The organism is Acinetobacter pittii ATCC 19004 = CIP 70.29 (assembly GCF_000369045.1).
Taxonomy (GTDB): domain Bacteria; phylum Pseudomonadota; class Gammaproteobacteria; order Pseudomonadales; family Moraxellaceae; genus Acinetobacter; species Acinetobacter pittii.
Window position 1 is genome coordinate 21734 of record NZ_KB849797.1, and the last position, 19605, is coordinate 41338.

The window sequence follows — 19605 nt, forward strand, 5'->3', positions numbered from 1 at the left end:
TTTTATTTGGTTGACAAGCTTTACACAAAAATACATTTTGCTTATTTTTATGTAAAATTATTTATAAGCTTTTGATAATAAATATTTTTGCATAAAAAAGCTTAGTTTTTTTAGTAGCTTACCTCTACCTTTTCCAATATACACGAGCTGATTAATTGTTTTTTTCTGTTAAAAAACAGTCTGTTTTTCTCTTTTTCATACGTTTTTTTGACAGACGACAGTAGTATTTCAGCATTTGCAGTGATAGCATAGCGGCAGACCAGTTAGACTGCTCCATGCGTTGTTACCTAGCTACGTTTTAGGAATAATAAAAGCAAAACAGTCCAACTTAGGTTTTTTTAATCTCAAATCTTTTTTGTGAGAGTGATGCCATGTTATTCAAAAAATTCGCTGTTGCTGCTGCTGTTGCTGCTACTTTAGCTTTCGTTGGTTGTTCTAAGAAAGAAGAAGCTCCTGCTGCTGCTTCTGAAGCTGTAGCTGCTGCTTCTGAAGCTACTGAAGCTGCTTCTGAAGCTGCTGTAGCTGTTGACGCTGCTGCTTCTGAAACTGCTGCCGCTGCTTCTGACGTTGCTGCTGCTGCTTCTGACGTTGCTGCTGCTTCTGCTGCACACTAATCTATATTCTAGATTAGATAAAAAAGAGGACATTTTGTCCTCTTTTTTTATATCTAAATTTTGATTTTCTAAGATTAAGCGGTCCTATATTGCTGCCCAATAAACTATATAAAGCTATTTAAAATATAAAAAAAGCAGATCAATCGATCTGCTCATTTCCAACGCGTTGTCTAAACTTCTGACCCGCTCTGAAGGTCACTACCCTACGTGCTGAAATTGGAATTTCTTCACCTGTCTTAGGGTTACGTCCTGGACGTTCGCGTTTATCTCTTAACTCGAAATTACCAAAACCAGAAAGCTTAACCTGCTCCCCTGCAATAAGTGCTTGGCTAATCTCGTCAAAGAACAACTCGACCATTTGTTTTGCTTCACGGCGATTTAAGCTGGTTAACTCACTTAAATGATCAGCCATGTCTGCTTTAGTTAATGCTGTCATGAGGCCCTCAATGTCGCTTGATAAGTGTTTTCCAACACTTGGATTATATTGTCCATACCAGATTTAATTTCAGCATCTTCAAGCGTACGTGAAGGATGTTGCCATAATAATGCAAACGCCAATGAGCGCTTACCTTCTTCGACACCCTGCCCCGTATACACATCGAATAACCATGTAGAGTCTAAAAGCTCTCCACCAGTTTTTTCGATTAACTGCTGAATATCTCTAACATTTATATTATCAGAGATTAAAAGCGCAATATCACGTCTGATCGAAGGAAAACGTGATAATTCTGTAAAATTAGATACATAAGATTGCAAAACGGCTGTTTGATCGAGTTCAGCAACCCACGTTGTTGTTAAATCAAGCTCATTTTCTAGAGATGGATGCAAACGTCCTAAATAACCAATTGATTGTCCATCAACTAAAATTTCAGCAGACTGCCCCGGATGCAACCATGCAAGCTCAGAACGTACATATTCAACTTTGACACGACCAGCAGCCAAAATCTCTTCTATCTCTCCTTTGAAGTCAAAGAAATCCATTGGTTGAGGCTTCACATGCCAAGATTCTGGTTGTTGGGAGCCAACTGCCACTAGAGCTAAAGTTGGAATCTGTTTTAGATCTTCAATACTCTTAGCATCTTGATAATCAAAACGCAGTCCTAATTCAAAGAAACGAACACGGCTTTGCTGACGGTTAAGATTATATTGTACGCAAGGAATTAAACTTGAAAGCAAAGTACTACGCATCGCAGCCAAATCACTTGAAATTGGATTTGCTAGCATTAACGGATTTACTTGCGGGTTCAATTGCTTTTCAAGTTTTGCATCAGCAAAGCTAAAACTAATTGCTTCTTGATAGCCTAAAGTCACGATAGTTTGACGCAACTCTGCAATTTCAAATCGGTCTTGATATTTAGCTAATTGAACATCCATGCTTGGTAAGCTAATTTGGATATTGTCATAACCATCAATACGTGCCACTTCTTCAATTAAGTCTTGATAAATAGCCATATCATAGCGATGTGATGGAGGCACTACGCTCCACTCACCTTCAGCTTTAACAGTTACTTCACATCCTAGTCGATTTAAAGCATCTGCAATGAAATCAGCCGTCAATTGATATCCCAACAATTGGTCTACCTGAGCTTGTTTCAGTTCAATTGCTTCACGTTTTGGTAAAATTTCAGTTTTTTCAGCTACAGTAATTGGACCAAACTCACCACCTGCTAACTCTTGAATAAGCTGCGAAGCACGGTTCATGGCAATTAACGGCAACTCAAAATCTACACCACGTTCATAACGCTGCGAAGAATCAGTATGCAAGCCAAAACGACGAGCACGTCCAGCAATAGCAAGTGGCGCGAAGAATGCACTTTCTAGGAAAATGTCAGTTGTGTCATCAGTTACGCTTGATGCTAAACCACCCATGATACCTGCGATTGCTAAAGCTTTCTGGTCATCAGCAATCACCATAATATCTTCTTGCAATTCAACTTCTTGATCATTAAGGAGCTGTAATTTTTCTTGTGGCTGAGCTTGACGCACATGTACAGTCCCTTCGATTTTAGCTAAATCGAAAGCATGCATTGGCTGCCCCAGTTCCATAAGGACATAGTTCGTCACATCAACCAAAATACTGTGCGTGCGAATTCCTGAACGAGCTAAAGCCTGTTCCATCCACTCAGGTGTAGCAGCTTTTACATTAACGTTTTTAATTACACGTCCTAAGTAGCGTGGAGCACCTTCAGTGCTGATCACTACTTTCTTCTCATCAGCAATTGTCGCATCAACTGACTTAATATCAGCTTCATTCATTTGCAGTTGGTTAATTACTGCAATCTCACGAGCGATACCACGGATACTGAAACAGTCACCACGGTTTGGTGTAATACTGATATCGATGACATTATCATCGAGTTTTAAGTATTCACGGATGTTTACCCCTACTGGAGCATCGGTAGGTAACTCAAGCAAACCATCGATTTTATCTTCAAGATCAATTTCAGAAGCACCACAAAGCATGCCTTGTGACTCAACTCCACGAAGTTTACCTTTTTTGATTTTGAAATCACCCGGTAATACAGCACCAATCGTTGCAACTGGAGCTTTCATGCCAGCACGAACATTCGGTGCCCCACAAACAATTTGTAAAGGCTCGCCCGAACCAATATTAACTGTCGTTACACGCAAACGATCTGCATCTGGATGCTGCTCAACTGTTAAAACTTCGCCGACCACGACGCCAGTAAATGGCTTGGCAACAGGTGCAAGTTCGTCAACTTCAAGACCAAGCATAGTTAACTGATCAGACAATGTCTCACTATCAATTGCTGGGTTAACCCATGTGCGTAGCCAATTTTCGCTAATCTTCATCTTTATAAACCTTTTTTAATCCTGAAAAATTGTTAGGCAAATTGGCGTAAGAAACGCACATCATTTTGATAGAACATACGCAAATCATTAATGCCATAACGCAACATTGCAAAACGCTCTACCCCTAAACCAAAAGCAAAGCCTTTGTATTTATCAGGATCAATACCCGCAGCACGTAATACATTTGGATGTACCATGCCACAGCCTAATACTTCTAACCAACGTCCACGCTCATCCATGATATCTACTTCTGCACTAGGCTCTGTAAATGGGAAATATGAAGGACGGAAACGTACTTTTAAATCTTTCTCAAAAAATTCATTCAGTAGGTTAATCAATAAACCTTTTAATTCAGCAAAGCTGGTGTTCTCAGCAACGTATAAGCCTTCGATCTGATGGAACATTGGCGAATGCGTTTGATCCGAATCACAACGGTAAACACGGCCAGGGCACACGATACGAATTGGCGGCTCACTCGTCTCCATTGTACGGATCTGTACCCCAGAGGTATGCGTACGTAATAAGTGAGTGGCATCAAAGTAAAAAGTATCGTGCATAGCACGTGCTGGATGGTGACCAGGAATATTTAATGCTTCGAAATTGTGATAGTCATCTTCAACTTCTGGACCGGTTGCAACTGTAAAACCAGCTTTAGTGAAGAACTGACAAATTCGTTCTTGTACTTGAGTAACAGGATGAACTGTACCAATCCGTTGACCACGGCCCGGCAATGTAATATCAATCGTTTCACTTGCTAGCTTTTGTGCAAGTGCTGCCTGTTGTAGTGCCGCTTGACGCTCTGTTAATGCAGTATTAATTGTTTCTCGAACAGCATGAATCGCAGCACCTTGTACTTTGCGTTCTTCAGGGTCCATTTTCCCTAATGCTTTCGATTGTTCTGCAAGCTGGCTTTTTTTCCCTGTAAATTGCACACGCACCTGATCAAGTGCAACAAGGTCTTGAGCTGCTGCAATGGCAGCAAGCGCTTCTGTGGTCAGGGCTTCCAGTGACATATTAACTCTCAAAGCAACAAATTTAAAAAATATAATAAAACACTGCATTCTAACAGTTTTTCATCGAATTGATGAAGTTTATCCATCATGAAAAATGTATTAGGCAACAAAAAGATAAAACGTATAAGATAGTAGTATCGTCAATGAGATCAACTATTATGGCGCTTAATCAGATTTGGAAACAACAACTTACGCTTGTGACATATGGTAATGAATACCTCCGTCAGAATTTAAGCTTTAACCAATGGCGACAACATCATATTTTCGACCATCATAGTTTTCAGTTTCGTGACTTAACTTCTCAACATTTGTTGGCCCAACACTTTCAAGTCTGGCTAGAAGCATTAAAAAAACAAGGCACCTCAAAACTCAGCTTACATTTATCAAGCCTTCTCAATGAAGAGCAAAATCCAAACGGTAATATCGAGCTCTTACCTTATACTCATTTTATCGTGAGCCATCAGAATGATAAGAAGTTTGCTTGGATTTTTGGCCATGAGCTTGCCGAATGGTATAACAATGATAATGAGTTTGAAGCCCCTGCCTCACAAACCTGTGAGCTTCGTTTAGAAACTTTCTGGCGTTTTGAACTCAATGAAAAATTATCAAAAAAAATTGAAGCTGATTTAAAAAATCCGCCATGGCAAGAAATAGCTGACTTTATGGATAGTGAATTATTTCGTAGTAAATATGCAGCAGGCTTTGAGGAACCAGAACTTCAAAATGCTCTTTTTGATGGTACAAATATTAAAAGCTTAGAGCCAAAACTTGCATTAATTCCAGAGAATTATCCCGCAGATTATGCCCATCAACTTTTATCTCGTACTCAAGCATTAGCTGATTATTTAGAACAGAAGAAACGCCTTGCAAATGATCCTTTGGGAGAAGAACTAGACCAAGAGCAACTCATTAATTTAAGAAACTTTACACAAAAAACTGATGATTTGTTTGCCAAGCTTATTGTGAAAGTTGCCAACCATTATCAGACAGCTCAGATGGTGCCTGTAGTTAAAGCATCTCCATTTGAGCAATCAAATGAAAATCCACAGCATCTCAAGTCTCAGCACCATAAAGGCACTGGTTCAGGCGTGATTAAGCTCATTATTTTAACCATTATTATTTGTGCTTTGGCTTATTATTTTGGACTTTAACCATTGGAATATATGAAAATGATATATAAAAGATTACTACTAATATTTATTGCATTATATTCCATGGCCACATATGCACAACAAGATATTTCAAACCAAGAAAAAAGTTCCGTTAATTTCCCTGTAATAGAATTTACACTCAGTCAGATTCAACAAGAATTAAAACAATTACAGTCCATTGAAAATCAAGAGCATCCCAAGTATTCAGCCTTAGCTCAACAATGGTCTGAAAATAACTCCAGGATTAACGATTTTATATTTTCACCGCTTAATAATAAAACACAATTAATAAAAGAAAATTTTGAATTATTACAAAAGCAATTGGATAAAACAAAAAAACTTAAACAAGAACTTAATGAAATGAGAATTAGTTTATTAAAAGAAGATAATATAAATCTAGCGCAGTTAGACATTAAAACAGAACAAGGCCTATCTTTAAAGAAACTTTATTTAGAACGCAATCAAATATGTATGCAATATTTTCAGAACGAATTAACAAATACCGCTTTAAATGCCATAAATATGGACTTAAAACAACAATTCACACAAGCTAATTCTAGAGTACAAGAGCTGTCTACGACACTATCTGAAAAATATAATATTCCTGATAATAAAAAAGACCGCTAAAAAGCGGTCTTTCTTTGAATCTCTAAGCTTATGCAGCTAATGCACCTTTAGCTTTTTCAGCTAAAGCAGCAAATGCTACTGCATCATGCATAGCGATGTCAGCTAATACGCGACGGTCGATGATCACTTGAGCTTTTTTCAAGCCATCGATCATACGGCTGTAAGACAAACCGTTTTGACGAGCACCAGCATTGATACGCGCAATCCATAGAGCACGGAATTGACGTTTCTTTTGACGGCGGTCACGGTAAGCGTATTGACCAGCTTTGATTACCGCTTGGAACGCTACGCGGTAAACGCGTGAACGAGCACCGTAGTAACCTTTAGCGCGAGCAAGAATTTTTTTGTGACGACGATGAGCCACTACACCACGTTTTACACGAGCCATTTATAATCTCCTTAGATGTATGGGCACATACGACGAACTGAATTCATGTCAGAAACATGAACCATTACACAGCCGCGTAATTGACGGATACGTTTAGCAGATTTTTTGGTCAAGATGTGGCGCTTGAACGCTTGTTTACGCTTAAAACCGTTTGCAGTCGCTTTGAAGCGTTTAGCTGCACCACGGCGAGTTTTTAACTTAGCCATAGTAACCTCTTTTAGGCACCTGTTCGGCGCGATTGCACCATTGCAAAATCGACCTGCAGGTAAGGAAGCGCGTATTTTATAGCATGCTGACTAAAATTAAAACTATTAGTTACTGTTTTTATGAGTGCAAAGAAAGGTTTTTCGATTTTAACTGTGGCAGCCATATCAATAATAAATAAAGCGCCTGTGCTTTTTTCCATTTATAATACGATCAAATTATCAACATACGATATTTCTAATGCAGAAACATGATGCATTTGCAGCCTTACGCTACAGAGATTTCTCAATTGTTACGATTAATCAATTTTGCTTAACGTTAGCAATTTTGATTCAAGAAATTATTGTTGCTTATTCACTTTATCAAATTACCAAAGATCCTCTAACTTTAGGCTTAATTGGATTAGCAGAAGCCATTCCATTTATTGCCCTATCGCTTTGGGGTGGCTATTTTGCAGATAGATTTAATAAACAGATTATTATGAAAATCTGTTTGTTTTTCTCGGTTCCTCTTCCTTTAGTGCTGTGGTAGCTGTTCCATCTGCATGGGTTAGGTCATATCAGTGTAAATTTCCTTTCTTGGGGTATTTATGCTGTTATTTTTGGCTTAGGTACTATACGTGGGTTTTATAATCCCTCTGCAACGTCTTTAAAACCATTTTTGATTCCTCGTGAACTGTATGCAAATGGTGCAACATGGACGACAATCGGTTGGCAAAGTGGTGTAATTATCGGGCCAATGCTTGGTGGTTTCATGCTTGCCTATTTAGGCCGAGAAACAAGTCTATTTAGTGTTGCGGTTTTACTTGGTATTTGTTTCATCTTAATTAACCTATTGCATAAGCGTACTTTTCCTAAAATTGAAACTGCTAATGTTTTAGAAAGTTTAGGAGATGGTTTCCGTTTTATCTGGAAAACTAAAATTGTTCTTTGGGCAATTTCTCTTGATTTAGCTTCTGTTTTATTTGGTGGAGTCATCGCATTATTACCAATTTTTGCAGAAGATATCTTAAAAGTCGGTCCAGAAGGACTGGGATATTTACGTGCGGCGCCATCTATTGGAGCGCTCGTCACTATGATTGCTTTGACTCGCTTTCCACCAACTCAACATGCATGGCGTAACATGCTACTTGCTGTTGCAGGATTTGGTGTTTTCACGATTCTTTTCGCGTTCTCAAATAACATGTGGTTATCACTATTTGCGTTGGCTATGACAGGCGCTTGTGACAGTATTTCAGTTGTGGTTAGACAAACCATTTTGCAAATTTTTCCACCAGAAAATATGCGTGGTCGCGTTGCTGCTGTAAACGGAATGTTCGTTTCATCAAGTAATGAGCTTGGTGCATTTGAGTCAGGTTTAGCAGCCAAATATTTAGGAACAATTGCAGCCACTATTTTTGGGGGTTGTATGACACTTGCAGTGGTCACCTTCTGTTGGCTAAAAACCAATGATCTATTTAAAGTCGATATTACCAAAAGCTCAGAAGACTAGTTAGACCATTTTATTAAAAGCATCTTCGGATGCTTTTATTTTAAATAAAACCTGTAATTACCCAATAAATAAAAATATAACGCCCTGCTTTAGCAATCAAAACGATAATTAAAAAGCGCCAAAAATTTTCTTTGAATAAACCTGCAACTAAAGTAATTGGGTCACCAATCACAGGTGTCCAACTTAGCAACAGCGAATAAAACCCATACTTATGATAAAAGCTTTGAGCTTGCTCTAAACGCTTTTCAGAAATAGGAAACCACTTTTTGTGTTTAAAGTGCTCTATTTTTAAACCAAGCCACCAGTTCACACACGAGCCCAGTACGTTTCCGAAAGTGGCGAAAGAAATTAGAAGAAAAGCAGAATATTCTTTTTTTAATAATAAGGTGGCGAGTACAGCTTCTGATTGTAACGGTAATAATGTAGCCGCCCCAAACGCGCTCAAAAAAAGTAAAAAGTAACTTAGCATATTAAATTAGACCAAATCACCTTTCACTTTATTCATTACGCGACCAATAAAAGTTAGATGACTTTAATTGATAGTGCTTTTTGTACCGCAGGACGTGCCGTCAAGCGAACAATATATTCTTGTACATAAGGATAATCCTCTAACTGAATACCTTGCCATTCATAGCGCAAAATCCAAGGTAAAATTGCCATATCAGCAATCGAGTATTCACCTGCAACAAACTTCTGGCCAATGAGCTGCTTATTCAGCACACCATATAAGCGCTTAGTCTCATTTACATAGCGGTCTATAGCGTATGGAATTTTTTCTGGTGCAAAACGGTTAAAATGATGGTTCTGCCCTAGCATAGGCCCTAGCCCACCCATTTGCCACATGAGCCATTGTTCAACTTCAACTCGCTCTTGCTCATCAGTTGGATAAAATAATCCAGTTTTTCGACCTAGATATTGCAAGATCGCGCCTGATTCAAATATTGAAATTGGCTCACCACGAGGTCCATCTTGGTCAACAATTGCCGGAATTTTATTATTTGGAGAAATTCTCAGAAAGTCTGGTTGAAATTGATCATTTTCTAAAATATTGATTGGGTAAAGAGTGTAGTCCAGTCCCATTTCTTCTAAGGCAATTGTGATTTTATGTCCATTGGGAGTTCCCCAATAATATAGATCAATCATTCTATTTTCCTATTCATCGTTATCATGACTGCGTCTTGCGTTATAGCATGTTTTAAGAGAGGCGATGAGATTTCCAACACTAAAAAATACATAAAATTCAAGAATTGAATTTCTTTTAAAAGATATAGCAATTGTCTTAAATAAAACTGAACAGAGAAAATTAAATCATCTTTTTCATTATGATAAGGATATAAAAAAGCACTGCTTTTGCAGTGCTTTTTTTGAGTATTACTTTTTCTTTTTAGGTCCAAGTAACATACCCATTTGACGGCCTTCCATTTTAGGTGCTTGTTCCACAACCCCAAACTCAGCAACATCAGCTTCAATTTTTTGTAATTGAGCTAAGCCAAGTTGTTGGTGAGCCATTTCACGACCACGGAAACGTAAAGTGATTTTCACTTTGTTTCCTTCTTCAAGGAATTTCAAAATAGCACGAAGCTTAACTTGATAATCACCAACATCAGTTGCAGGGCGCAGTTTGATTTCCTTCACTTGCACTTGATGCTGTTTTTTCTTCGCATCTTTTTGCTTCTGCTTAAGGTCAAACAAGTGCTTGTTGTAATCCATAATTTTACAAACAGGCGGCTCGGCGTTTGCAACGATCTCAACTAGGTCAAGATCTGCCTCTTCAGCAGCGCGCAGTGCTTCATTTAATGAAACAATTCCTTTTTGCTCACCGTCAGCACCAACGAGGCGTACTTCTTTTGCACGGATCTCGTCGTTAATTGCTGGACGGTTGCTTTTTGCACCTTGTTGTTGGTTACGGTCAGGCTGTTTAATCTTTCTTACTCCACAATATACCGGCCACGTTCGGCGACGGCAGACTTCACTAAGTCAATGAATGCATCTACTGACATAGTACCTAAATTTTTTCCTGAGCGGGTACGCACATTCACTGTACCTTCTTCAACTTCTCGATCACCAAGAACTAATAGGTAAGGAATACGCTCTAGAGTACGCTCACGAATCTTAAATCCGATTTTTTCATTTCTCAAGTCAGAAATAGCACGAAGGCCATTTTCTTTGAGTTTTGCTACGACTTTCTCACAAGCTTCAGCTTGAGAGTCCGTAATATTCATGACACATGCTTGTAACGGCGACAACCAAGGTGGCATGAAACCAGCGTAGTGTTCAATTAGTATACCAATAAAACGCTCAAAACTGCCAAGAATTGCACGATGCAACATCACAGGCTGATCACGATCATTGTCTTCAGTCACATAAGACGCATCTAAGCGTTCTGGCAAGTTGAAGTCACACTGAATAGTACCACACTGCCATACACGTCCGAGACAGTCTTTCAATGAGAATTCAATTTTCGGACCGTAGAACGCGCCTTCACCAGGTTGTAATTCCCATTCAAGACCCGCTGCATCTAAAGCATCTGCTAAAGATTTTTCAGCCATATCCCAAAGTGCATCATCACCCACACGTTTTTCTGGACGTGTAGAAAGTTTCATTTGCACTTCTTCAAAACCAAAATCTTTATAAACTTCTAAAGTCAGCTTAATAAAGTCAGCAACTTCTTGACCGATCTGTTCTTTAGTACAGAAGATGTGCGCGTCATCTTGTGTAAAGCCACGTACACGCATAATGCCGTGTAAAGAACCTGATGGTTCGTTACGATGACAAGAACCAAACTCTGCTAAACGAATCGGTAAATCACGGTAAGACTTCAAACCTTGGTTGAACACTTGCACGTGACATGGGCAGTTCATTGGCTTAACGGCATAGTTACGATTTTCAGAATGAGTCGTAAACATGTTGTCAGCATAGTTCGCCGCATGACCTGATTTTTCCCACAGTGTAAAATCTACAATTTGTGGTGTTTTAATCTCAAGGTAACCGTTGTCTTGCTGAACTTTACGCATGTATTGTTCAAGTACTTGGTAAATAGTCCAGCCATTTGGATGCCAGAACACCATACCCGGTGCTTCTTCTTGCATATGGAACAAGTCTAAAGCTTTACCAATTTTACGATGGTCACGCTTTTCAGCTTCTTCGATACGTTTGATGTATGCAGCGAGCTGTTTTTTGTCTGCCCAAGCTGTACCATAAATACGTTGAAGCTGTTCGTTCTTCGCATCACCACGCCAGTATGCACCAGAGATTTTAGTGAGCTTGAACGATTTTAAGAATTTGGTATTCGGTACGTGTGGACCACGACACATATCCAAATAATCTTGATGGTAGTACAAGCCCATTTGTGTTTCTTCAGGCATGTCTGCAATCAAGCGTAATTTATATTCTTCGCCACGCGCAGTAAATTCAGCAATAACTTCATCACGCGGTGTCATTTTTTTAACGACATCGTAATCTTGATCGATGAGCTTTTTCATACGCTCTTCGATAGCTGCCATATCATCCAAGGTAAAAGGACGTGGCATCCAGATGTCGTAGTAAAAACCTTCTTCAATGACTGGACCAATCACCATCTTGGCTTCCGGGAAAAGCTGTTTAACAGCATGCCCTACAAGGTGTGCACAAGAATGGCGAATAATTTCAAGACCTTCCTCATCTTTTGGAGTGATAATTTGTAAGGTCGAATCTTCGGTAATTAAGTCACATGCATCAACTAAGCGATCATTTACACGGCCAGCAACAGTATTTTTTGCTAGACCAGGCCCAATACTTTGGGCAACTTCCATAACAGATACAGCGTGATCAAAACTCTTTTGATCGCCATTTGGCAATGTGATAATTGGCATAAAAAAATCCTTAAGGAGTGATGCCCTATACGAAGGAGCATTTCACCGCGAGATTATGATCGAGGCGAACCTCAAAATATAAAAACGGTGTAAATCAAAGTTAAAAAACCTGAAAGATTTTACACTTGTTCAAGCAATGTGAAAACCTTTGAGTCCATAAAATCATAAATACATTTTGCTTATCGCGTAAACAGCAATAAATGACTTAAAAATATATTGAGATGATTTTTAAACATGTTTAACACAAGTGGTTTAAGATGAAGAAAATAGCATTTCTGCTCATTTTTTGACTGGAGGGTATCGCCTTTAAGACTAAAGCATAGATGCTTTGATTGATATTACATCATATGTTCAAAGAATGAATTAAAAATAGAACACGGAGTTGTTTCACATGGTTAGTGCTTATGATGAGTTACCACGCACACCCGCAAACTTTGTTGCGTTATCACCTCTACGCTACCTAGAGCGTGCGGCTTATATTTACCCAGATCAAGCTTCAATTATTCATGGTAAGCGCCAAATTTCATGGAAAGAAACTTACCAACGTTGTTGCCAATTTGCATCTCAGCTCAAGCAACTGGGAATTGAGAAAAATGATACGGTATCTGTCTTATTGCCAAATATTCCAGCCATGATTGAAGCACATTTTGCAGTTCCTATGGCGGGTGCGGTACTTAATACCCTCAATACACGTTTAGATGCAAAAACAATCGCTTTCATGTTGGAACATGCAGAAAGTAAAGTGCTGTTGGTTGATCCTGAATTTGTGAATTTGGCAAGAGAAGCCCTCTCACTTATTCCGAATCAGCACATTGTTGTGATTGATGTAGCTGATACGGAATACGAAGGTGAAAATCAGTTTTTGGGTTCCTTTGAATATGAAGAATGGATCGCTCAAGGCGACATTAACTTCTCTTGGCATTTACCAGAAGATGAATGGGATGCGATTAGCTTAAATTACACATCTGGAACTACAGGTAATCCTAAAGGTGTGGTCTATCATCATCGCGGGGCTTATCTTAATGCTGCAAGCAATATCTTGGCTTGTGGAATGAAACCGCGTGCTGTGTATTTATGGACACTCCCCCTCTTTCATTGTAATGGCTGGTGTTTTGCATGGAGCATAGCAGCAAGTGGTGGAACCAATATCTGTTTACGCAAAGTCGATCCCGAATTAGTCATGCAATTGATTGCAGCCCATAAAGTTGATTATTTCTGTGGTGCGCCTATTGTTCTTTCAATGATTCTTAACTTACCTAAAGAAAAACAAACCAGCTTTGCTCACCATGTTGAAGTCATGGTTGCTGGGGCAGCTCCCCCTGTTGCCATTATTGAAGGGATGCGAAACATGGGGATTAACGTAAACCATGTATATGGCTTAACAGAAACTTATGGGCCTTCTGCCCTATGTGCTTCGCAATCTGGATGGAATGAACTATCAATTGCTGAACAAGCCCAACTTCATTCCCGTCAAGGCGTACCCTACCCGTTACAAGACAGTATGCGTGTGTTAGACCCCGAGACTATGGAACCTGTGCCTAATGATGGTCAAACCATGGGAGAAATCATGTTCCGTGGCAATATTGTCATGAAAGGCTATTTAAAGAACCCTAAAGCAACTCAAGAAGCCTTTGCTGGCGGATGGTTTCACACGGGCGACCTAGCCGTTTGCCACCCAGATGGTTATGCAAAAATTACTGATCGTTCGAAGGACATCATTATTTCAGGTGGAGAAAACATTTCATCTTTAGAAGTAGAAGATGTTTTGTATAAACACCCTGCTGTATTAACCGCTGCTGTAGTCGCTAAACCCGATGCACGTTGGCAAGAAGTACCATGCGCGTTTATTGAATTAAAGATGGGCGCTACAGCAACACCTGAAGAAATTATTGCACACTGCCAAAAAGAATTAGCGCGCTTTAAAGTGCCTAAAGATGTGGTTATTACAGAAATTCCGAAAACATCGACAGGTAAATTACAGAAATTTATCTTGCGTGAATGGGCAAGAGAACGGGCTGAAAATGTATAAATAAAAAAAGCGACGCCTTGAGCGTCGCTTTTTTATGGAAAAGCATTTAGCCTTGATCAGACAATAAAGCAATTTGCTGTACATAGTTTACAAATTTACCTTTTGATGCCTCAAGCTCTGCCTCACTCACTTGTTGACTCTTATCACGGTTGATTCTCAACACATGCTGACGCAAGGTGTGCCGTTCCGAAGCATTATAAATTTTACTAAATTCATTAATTGCAGGGTCACCTTGTTCGATCATACGATCAACCCAACGCATCAATTGAGCCTGTTTTTTTGCGCCTTGCTGCGGAGTTAAATAAGACAAAATAACGGTCTCATCTTCATTACGCAATAATTTACCAATACGTTGAAACTGACGACGACGAGCTTCAAAAGAACTAATGTTCTGTACTTCCATTAACGCATCAATTAAACGTTCATCAACTGGGAGTTTTTGAATCTGTTTAACAGAAAGTTGTGCTAATTGCTCACCTAAAGCAGCCATACGTTGAACTGCTTTTTTCTGTTCTGTTTTACTTGCACGTCCTTCTAAAGAGCCAAAATCTTCTTCAGTATAACGTTGGGGACGACGTGCCACGATTAATCTGCCTCATAAAATTTTGCGGCGAATAACGCCTGTACTTCATTTAATGCCTGCTCTTCGTCGGTACCATCAATGACCAATCGTAAAGTAGTCCCTTTACCTGCACCTAACATCAGCAAAGACATAATATTTTTTGCATCTACTAAATGATCGCCTTTTCCAATTTGGATCGACGAACGAAATTTTGTAGTGACCTCTATCAGTTTTCCTGATGCACGAGCATGTAAACCGAGTTTATTAATTACATCAACAGTTGTGTCTATCATGACCAGTGCTTCATTTCTCTGTGTAAGACCTGAACAGACCATTCTGCCTCAAGTGCTTGTTTTAGTCTATCTACGATATAAACGGAACGATGTTGACCACCCGTACAACCAATAGAAATCGTCATATAGTGACGATGTCCTTCAGCAAATGCTGGAAGCCATTTTTTTAAGAAGTGAAGGATATCATCAAACATTTCGTTTGCTTGCGGACTTGCTTCTAAAAATAGTCTTACTGGCTCATCCAAACCAGAAAAACGTCTCAATTCTAAATCCCAATGCGGATTTGGTAAATGCCGTACATCAAAAACATAATCAGCATCTAAAGGAATGCCATGTTTATATCCAAATGACTGCAATATCACGATGAGCTTATCTGACTGCCCCAATTTAGACAGTAAAATATGCTTTAAATCATGAACACTTTTATCCGTTGTATCAATATGAACCGTAGCGCGGAACTGAATTGGCAGCAGTAACTGCTTTTCTTCATGAATACATTGCAACAGACTTTTAAAACGATTGGCTAATGGATGCGGACGACGTGATGCACTAAAACGTGCGATCAAATCCTGATCTTGCGTAGTCAGATAAATCACATCAACTGTGCCATGTTTTTGTAGTTGCTCAAAAACATGATCGAACTCTTGCATATCTGCACGAGTGCTTCGAACATCCACACCTAATGCCAACTGCTCTAGATTATTTTCATGATCTAGCTTTGCCACAATTTCGGGCAGCAATGCCAAAGGCAAATTATCAATACAGTAATAGCCCAAATCTTCTAACACTTGGAGAGCCGAAGATTTTCCTGAACCAGACTGTCCTGTCACGATAAGTATACGCTTCATGGCATGGCTGTCCTTTGATCTGTTTATTGGGGTGTAAAGGCAACTTCTAAGTTATCAATCAAACGAGTTGCACCCAATTTTGCCGCGATGAACAACACAATATCACGATCAAACTGAGTAGCAGGTAACAGATTTGACTGACGAGCTTCGACATAATCCACAACAAACCCATTATCTGTCAACTGAGTTTTGATATCTTCTAAAACTTGTTGTAGATCTTTGCCTTGATGTAACTGCTGCTCAGCTTGCTTTAAACTTTGATAAATAACCGGAGCGACCTGACGTTGCTCTGGACTTAAATAACCATTTCTTGAACTAAGAGCTAAGCCATCTGCTGCACGAACAATTGGCACACCAATTACTTCTAGCGGGATATTTAAATCTTGTACAAACTGGCGAATCACTGCTAACTGTTGGTAATCTTTTTGACCAAAGAAAGCATAGTTAGGTTGCACAATATTAAAGAGTTTGGTGACCACCAAAGCTACGCCATCAAAATGACCTGGACGCGAGCTACCACATAAAGCATCAGTAATTTGGCTAACACTTATATTGGTTAAACGTGGCTGAGTACCGTACATTTGCTCAACTGATGGTGCAAAAATAATGTCACAACCAACATCGGCTAATAGACGACTATCTTGTTCTAAAGTACGAGGATAGTTATCAAAATCTTCACCCGGTCCAAATTGAGTTGGATTTACGAAGATACTAACAACCACAACATCACATAACTTTTTCGCTTCACGAACAAGTGTGAGATGTCCTTCATGTAGATTTCCCATGGTTGGGACAAAACCAATAATTTTACGCGCAGCTCTAGCAGGATTTAAAGAAGCTGCAAGACCTTGTATGGTGGTTTCTGTTTTCATGAATTACAGCTCAACGTGGAAAGTATGTTCTTTGGCTGGAAATGACTGATCCTGCACGGCAGCATGAAAAGCTTTAAAAGCGTCTAGGATTGCTGTTTCTCCAGATTGTTCTTTCATAAAGTTACGGACAAAACGCGCAACTCGACCAAAAGTTAAACCAAGCATGTCCTGTACTACAAGTACCTGACCATCAGTCGCATTACCCGCACCAATACCAATCACAGGTGTATTTGGAAATAGTTCAGCAATTTCTTGTCCCAACTGAGCAGGAACACATTCAAGCAATAGAACTGCCGCACCTGCTTCAACCACTGCCGTACAGTCAGCAATAAGTTGATCAGCTGCTTCACGTGTTTTAGCTTGTAATTTGTAACCACCAAATACGTGTACAGATTGAGGAGTTAAACCTAAATGTACACATACAGGTACACCATTACGTGTTAACACTTGTACAGTTTCACTTAGCCACGCGCCACCTTCGATTTTGATCATCTGAGCACCAGCTTGCATAACTGTTCTTGCGTTTTGCAAAGCATCATTTAAGGTGGCATAACTCATAAATGGTAAGTCAGTCATAATCAAAGCATGCTGGTTACCGCGACGCACCGCCGCCGTATGATAAGCCATGTCCTCAACAGTTACAGGTAAAGTTGAGTCACGACCTTGAATTGCCATTCCAAGAGAATCACCAATTAAGATTGTATCAATTTCAGCAAGTTCCATTGCTTTTGCCATACTCGCATCGTAACAAGTTAGACAAGAGAACTTACGTCCTTCGGCTTTAAATTTTCTTAAGTCACTTAGACTAATCATGATGGTATCCTCTACAGGAGTTTGCAGAACGTAATAAGTCAGGCTCTAAGCCCAAGACTCATCAGCAAGTACAGTCAGCGTGGGCTGCTGTATGAGTTCTAAATTTTTAAGTGGCTGATCGTTAATATGTAAATCAGCGTCTAAATCTAATAAAGGAATTACAACGAAATCTCGCTCTAGAATTCCAATGTGTGGCACAGTTAAGCGCTCATTTTGAATTTTTTTATCACCATATATAAGCAAATCCAGATCTAAGGTACGCTCTCCCCAACGACGAAGGCGTACACGACCAGCTTCTTGCTCAAATCGTTGTAACTGGTCTAACAAATCTAAAGGCGTGAGATCGGTATTTAGCTCTGCAACTGCATTTAAATAATTTGGTTGATCTTGAGGCCCCATAGGTGGACTTTGATAAAGTTTAGAAACTTTCACTCCACCTAAAGTTTTAAGCTTAGCAATGGCTTCAGATAAGATTTGGCGTGAATCACCCAAATTACTTCCTAAACCAATATACGTCTTCGTTGTCATTGCGTTGGCCCAAAAATAACTTGGCTTAAATCGCGTTGTACACGCTTACGCTTCAAAATCGGATGGTCGCTCATCACTCCAGCTTCTGAAGCAGAGGCTTTTTCAACGAAACGACCCATCGATTGTTCTTGTCGAGCACGTTCTTTTTTCCCACGACGGCTGCGTGGTTCAGGAATATCAACCAAAGGTTCGATTTCCGTCTCAACTTTATTGTTTTCAACAGGTTCAGCAACGGCTTTACGACGGTTTCTAGCTTTCAGACGATTGTACTGGCTAATTGCAGCTTCTTTTTCGTCATTCGACATTTCTTGGTACGCTTCCCACCAGCTTCCCATTCCCTGTGTTGTGTCATCACCTGACTTTTCACGAAGTAACAAGAAGTCAAAACCTGCACGGAAACGCGCATGTCCAGCCAATGCTTCAATTTGCTGTGGTTTCGGATTAAGCAAACGGGTCTGCATTTCCCAAACTTCACGAATAAAAGTTTCTGCAAAACGAGGAATCACAGTGCGGGTTGCCTGACGTTTTAAGACATCTAAACCAGCTTGTGCACGTGCTTCAGCTGGTACCACACCTTTAGATAAATAAAATTCACAACGCTCTAAAAATGGTTGCCACAATAAGACTGCATAGAAAAATGCAGGGTTAATTGTTTTACCCACTTGAATACGCTGATCTGTATTCTTTGCTGCTCTTAAAATAAATGGAGTGAGGTTAGGCTGAATATCGGCAAAGAGTTGTTTCCAAACACCAAACTCAATCAACATTGGCAAAACACGCGCCAAATGTCCCATTGTAAAAAGCTTCTGCGATTCATCATATAAACGATGCGGAGAGACGTCACGCAATAGTTGCGTCATCTCTGCATCAAATATATCGAGAATATCTGAATCAATTTTAAAATTTAACTTCGCTGCAAAACGTAAAGTCCGCAGCATACGCACAGGGTCTTCTTCGAAGCGCTGTGCCGGATCGCCCAATAAACGTAGAGCTTTATTTTTTACATCGTCAATTGCTTTGCAGAAATCAAGCACAATACTCTTACGCGGTTGGTAATATAGCGTATTGATTGAAAAGTCACGGCGAGCAAAGTCTTGTTCGATGGTTCCCCAGTTATTGTCACGTAAAATCATGCCTGAAGCACTAGTGACTGCTTTTTTTGGAGGAGCACGGAAAGTTGCAACTTCAATAAGCTCACGCCCTGAATAGACATGTGCTAATTCAAATCGACGGCCAATGATTCGACAACGTCGACCAAAAACTTCTTTAATCTGGGAAGGTGTTGCATTAGTGACTGCATCGAAATCTTTAGGATTAAGCCCTAGCATTAAATCACGGACACCACCCCCAACAATATAAGCTTCATAGCCAGCTTTAGTCAGGCTATCGATCACATCTAAAATCGAAGAAGGAAGTTGGGCTGTGGACAAACCACATTTTGACGCTCGCAAGGTTTGCAAAAGACGCTGTCTCCTACGTCAGGACGTAAATAACAAGTTGTCGCTAA

At 39.7% G+C, this 19605-nt stretch carries 22 protein-coding genes and 1 pseudogene; 5 read left to right on the plus strand and 18 right to left on the minus strand.

Features of this window, described 5'->3' with window-relative positions; all coding sequences use genetic code 11:
* Positions 1 to 151: 151 nt before the first annotated feature.
* The gene (locus F928_RS22220) at positions 152 to 277 is read right to left on the minus strand and encodes a hypothetical protein (protein WP_002117184.1); all 126 of its coding nucleotides are present in this window, start codon (positions 275 to 277) and stop codon (positions 152 to 154) included.
* A 94-nt stretch (positions 278 to 371) separates the two neighbouring features.
* On the opposite strand from F928_RS22220, the gene F928_RS18795 reads away from it, so the two are divergent.
* Entirely contained in the window at positions 372 to 614 is a 243-nt protein-coding gene (locus F928_RS18795) for a hypothetical protein (RefSeq protein WP_002117215.1), read from the plus strand.
* A 139-nt stretch (positions 615 to 753) separates the two neighbouring features.
* Here the strand turns inward: F928_RS18795 and himA are convergent, their stop codons facing one another.
* The 3 genes from himA to pheS are packed head-to-tail and all read right to left on the minus strand — an operon-like array spanning position 754 to position 4441.
* The gene (himA, locus tag F928_RS18800) at positions 754 to 1050 is read right to left on the minus strand and encodes an integration host factor subunit alpha (protein ID WP_000126166.1); all 297 of its coding nucleotides are present in this window, start codon (positions 1048 to 1050) and stop codon (positions 754 to 756) included.
* Positions 1047 to 3428, minus strand: coding sequence for a phenylalanine--tRNA ligase subunit beta (gene pheT / locus F928_RS18805; RefSeq protein WP_005078985.1), 2382 nt, complete (start codon positions 3426 to 3428; stop codon positions 1047 to 1049). The genes himA and pheT overlap by 4 nt, the downstream gene beginning before the upstream one ends.
* A gap of 32 nt (positions 3429 to 3460) precedes the next feature.
* Positions 3461 to 4441, minus strand: a complete 981-nt coding sequence (pheS, locus tag F928_RS18810) for a phenylalanine--tRNA ligase subunit alpha (protein WP_002117277.1) — start codon at positions 4439 to 4441, stop codon at positions 3461 to 3463.
* A 158-nt stretch (positions 4442 to 4599) separates the two neighbouring features.
* Here pheS and F928_RS18815 point away from each other — a divergent pair, with 158 nt between their 5' ends.
* Both F928_RS18815 and F928_RS18820 read left to right on the plus strand, forming a co-directional pair.
* Entirely contained in the window at positions 4600 to 5592 is a 993-nt protein-coding gene (locus F928_RS18815) for a hypothetical protein (RefSeq protein WP_005078987.1), read from the plus strand.
* 63 nt (positions 5593 to 5655) lie between these two features.
* Positions 5656 to 6219: a hypothetical protein gene (locus F928_RS18820; RefSeq protein ID WP_228131890.1), complete on the plus strand. Its 564-nt coding sequence runs from the start codon at positions 5656 to 5658 to the stop codon at positions 6217 to 6219.
* A gap of 28 nt (positions 6220 to 6247) precedes the next feature.
* Here F928_RS18820 and rplT read toward each other — a convergent pair whose 3' ends face one another.
* From rplT to F928_RS18835, 3 genes are read right to left on the minus strand one after another with little or no spacing between them, the layout of a single operon-like run.
* Entirely contained in the window at positions 6248 to 6607 is a 360-nt protein-coding gene (gene rplT, locus F928_RS18825) for a 50S ribosomal protein L20 (protein ID WP_000124858.1), read from the minus strand.
* 11 nt (positions 6608 to 6618) lie between these two features.
* Positions 6619 to 6813, minus strand: coding sequence for a 50S ribosomal protein L35 (gene rpmI / locus F928_RS18830; protein ID WP_002054552.1), 195 nt, complete (start codon positions 6811 to 6813; stop codon positions 6619 to 6621).
* An 11-nt stretch (positions 6814 to 6824) separates the two neighbouring features.
* Entirely contained in the window at positions 6825 to 7013 is a 189-nt protein-coding gene (locus F928_RS18835; RefSeq protein ID WP_002117227.1) for a hypothetical protein, read from the minus strand.
* 38 nt (positions 7014 to 7051) lie between these two features.
* Between F928_RS18835 and nreB the strand changes: the two are divergent.
* Positions 7052 to 8302: pseudogene (nreB, locus tag F928_RS0104000) on the plus strand (nickel resistance MFS transporter NreB).
* Positions 8303 to 8342: 40 nt separating this feature from the next.
* On the opposite strand, the gene F928_RS18840 reads toward nreB, so the two are convergent.
* From F928_RS18840 to thrS, 4 genes are all read right to left on the minus strand, one after another.
* Entirely contained in the window at positions 8343 to 8771 is a 429-nt protein-coding gene (locus F928_RS18840; protein ID WP_005078995.1) for a YqaA family protein, read from the minus strand.
* Positions 8772 to 8824: 53 nt separating this feature from the next.
* Positions 8825 to 9445: a glutathione S-transferase N-terminal domain-containing protein gene (gene yfcG / locus F928_RS18845; protein ID WP_002117212.1), complete on the minus strand. Its 621-nt coding sequence runs from the start codon at positions 9443 to 9445 to the stop codon at positions 8825 to 8827.
* Positions 9446 to 9673: 228 nt separating this feature from the next.
* A complete protein-coding gene (infC, locus tag F928_RS0104010; RefSeq protein ID WP_075383312.1) occupies positions 9674 to 10225 on the minus strand; it encodes a translation initiation factor IF-3 in 552 nt (183 codons plus the stop codon).
* 5 nt (positions 10226 to 10230) lie between these two features.
* Entirely contained in the window at positions 10231 to 12153 is a 1923-nt protein-coding gene (thrS, locus tag F928_RS18850) for a threonine--tRNA ligase (protein WP_002117224.1), read from the minus strand.
* A gap of 391 nt (positions 12154 to 12544) precedes the next feature.
* Between thrS and alkK the strand changes: the two genes are divergently transcribed.
* On the plus strand, positions 12545 to 14182 hold the full coding sequence (gene alkK / locus F928_RS18855) for an acyl-CoA synthetase (RefSeq protein WP_002117216.1): 1638 nt from the start codon (positions 12545 to 12547) through the stop codon (positions 14180 to 14182).
* Positions 14183 to 14228: 46 nt separating this feature from the next.
* Here the strand turns inward: alkK and yjgA are convergent, their stop codons facing one another.
* The 7 genes from yjgA to pcnB are packed head-to-tail and all read right to left on the minus strand — an operon-like array spanning position 14229 to position 19558.
* Positions 14229 to 14765, minus strand: a complete 537-nt coding sequence (gene yjgA / locus F928_RS18860; RefSeq protein WP_002117241.1) for a ribosome biogenesis factor YjgA — start codon at positions 14763 to 14765, stop codon at positions 14229 to 14231.
* Between the two features lie 2 nt (positions 14766 to 14767).
* Complete coding sequence (locus F928_RS18865) at positions 14768 to 15037, minus strand: HPr family phosphocarrier protein (protein ID WP_000567533.1); 270 nt, start codon at positions 15035 to 15037, stop codon at positions 14768 to 14770.
* Complete coding sequence (gene rapZ / locus F928_RS18870; RefSeq protein WP_002117179.1) at positions 15034 to 15885, minus strand: RNase adapter RapZ; 852 nt, start codon at positions 15883 to 15885, stop codon at positions 15034 to 15036. Before rapZ ends, F928_RS18865 begins: the two co-directional genes overlap by 4 nt.
* 23 nt (positions 15886 to 15908) lie before the next feature.
* On the minus strand, positions 15909 to 16757 hold the full coding sequence (gene panC / locus F928_RS18875) for a pantoate--beta-alanine ligase (RefSeq protein ID WP_002117191.1): 849 nt from the start codon (positions 16755 to 16757) through the stop codon (positions 15909 to 15911).
* Between the two features lie 3 nt (positions 16758 to 16760).
* A complete protein-coding gene (panB, locus tag F928_RS18880; RefSeq protein ID WP_002117298.1) occupies positions 16761 to 17570 on the minus strand; it encodes a 3-methyl-2-oxobutanoate hydroxymethyltransferase in 810 nt (269 codons plus the stop codon).
* 45 nt (positions 17571 to 17615) lie between these two features.
* Positions 17616 to 18098 (minus strand): 2-amino-4-hydroxy-6-hydroxymethyldihydropteridine diphosphokinase, encoded by a 483-nt coding sequence (gene folK, locus F928_RS18885; RefSeq protein ID WP_005078999.1) that lies wholly within the window; start codon positions 18096 to 18098, stop codon positions 17616 to 17618.
* Positions 18095 to 19558, minus strand: coding sequence for a polynucleotide adenylyltransferase PcnB (pcnB, locus tag F928_RS18890; RefSeq protein ID WP_005079000.1), 1464 nt, complete (start codon positions 19556 to 19558; stop codon positions 18095 to 18097). Before pcnB ends, folK begins: the two co-directional genes overlap by 4 nt.
* Positions 19559 to 19605 lie beyond the last annotated feature (47 nt).

Bases quoted from the DNA above. Each gene is read 5' to 3' on its own strand.
- F928_RS22220 (WP_002117184.1), bottom strand. From the start codon at position 277: ATGGAGCAGTCTAACTGGTCTGCCGCTATGCTATCACTGCAAATGCTG.
- F928_RS18795 (WP_002117215.1), top strand. From the start codon at position 372: ATGTTATTCAAAAAATTCGCTGTTGCTGCTGCTGTTGCTGCTACTTTA.
- himA (WP_000126166.1), bottom strand. From the start codon at position 1,050: ATGACAGCATTAACTAAAGCAGACATGGCTGATCATTTAAGTGAGTTA.
- pheT (WP_005078985.1), bottom strand. From the start codon at position 3,428: ATGAAGATTAGCGAAAATTGGCTACGCACATGGGTTAACCCAGCAATT.
- pheS (WP_002117277.1), bottom strand. From the start codon at position 4,441: ATGTCACTGGAAGCCCTGACCACAGAAGCGCTTGCTGCCATTGCAGCA.
- F928_RS18815 (WP_005078987.1), top strand. From the start codon at position 4,600: ATGGCGCTTAATCAGATTTGGAAACAACAACTTACGCTTGTGACATAT.
- F928_RS18820 (WP_228131890.1), top strand. From the start codon at position 5,656: ATGGCCACATATGCACAACAAGATATTTCAAACCAAGAAAAAAGTTCC.
- rplT (WP_000124858.1), bottom strand. From the start codon at position 6,607: ATGGCTCGTGTAAAACGTGGTGTAGTGGCTCATCGTCGTCACAAAAAA.
- rpmI (WP_002054552.1), bottom strand. From the start codon at position 6,813: ATGGCTAAGTTAAAAACTCGCCGTGGTGCAGCTAAACGCTTCAAAGCG.
- F928_RS18835 (WP_002117227.1), bottom strand. From the start codon at position 7,013: ATGGAAAAAAGCACAGGCGCTTTATTTATTATTGATATGGCTGCCACA.
- F928_RS18840 (WP_005078995.1), bottom strand. From the start codon at position 8,771: ATGCTAAGTTACTTTTTACTTTTTTTGAGCGCGTTTGGGGCGGCTACA.
- yfcG (WP_002117212.1), bottom strand. From the start codon at position 9,445: ATGATTGATCTATATTATTGGGGAACTCCCAATGGACATAAAATCACA.
- thrS (WP_002117224.1), bottom strand. From the start codon at position 12,153: ATGCCAATTATCACATTGCCAAATGGCGATCAAAAGAGTTTTGATCAC.
- alkK (WP_002117216.1), top strand. From the start codon at position 12,545: ATGGTTAGTGCTTATGATGAGTTACCACGCACACCCGCAAACTTTGTT.
- F928_RS18865 (WP_000567533.1), bottom strand. From the start codon at position 15,037: ATGATAGACACAACTGTTGATGTAATTAATAAACTCGGTTTACATGCT.
- rapZ (WP_002117179.1), bottom strand. From the start codon at position 15,885: ATGAAGCGTATACTTATCGTGACAGGACAGTCTGGTTCAGGAAAATCT.
- panC (WP_002117191.1), bottom strand. From the start codon at position 16,757: ATGAAAACAGAAACCACCATACAAGGTCTTGCAGCTTCTTTAAATCCT.
- panB (WP_002117298.1), bottom strand. From the start codon at position 17,570: ATGATTAGTCTAAGTGACTTAAGAAAATTTAAAGCCGAAGGACGTAAG.
- folK (WP_005078999.1), bottom strand. From the start codon at position 18,098: ATGACAACGAAGACGTATATTGGTTTAGGAAGTAATTTGGGTGATTCA.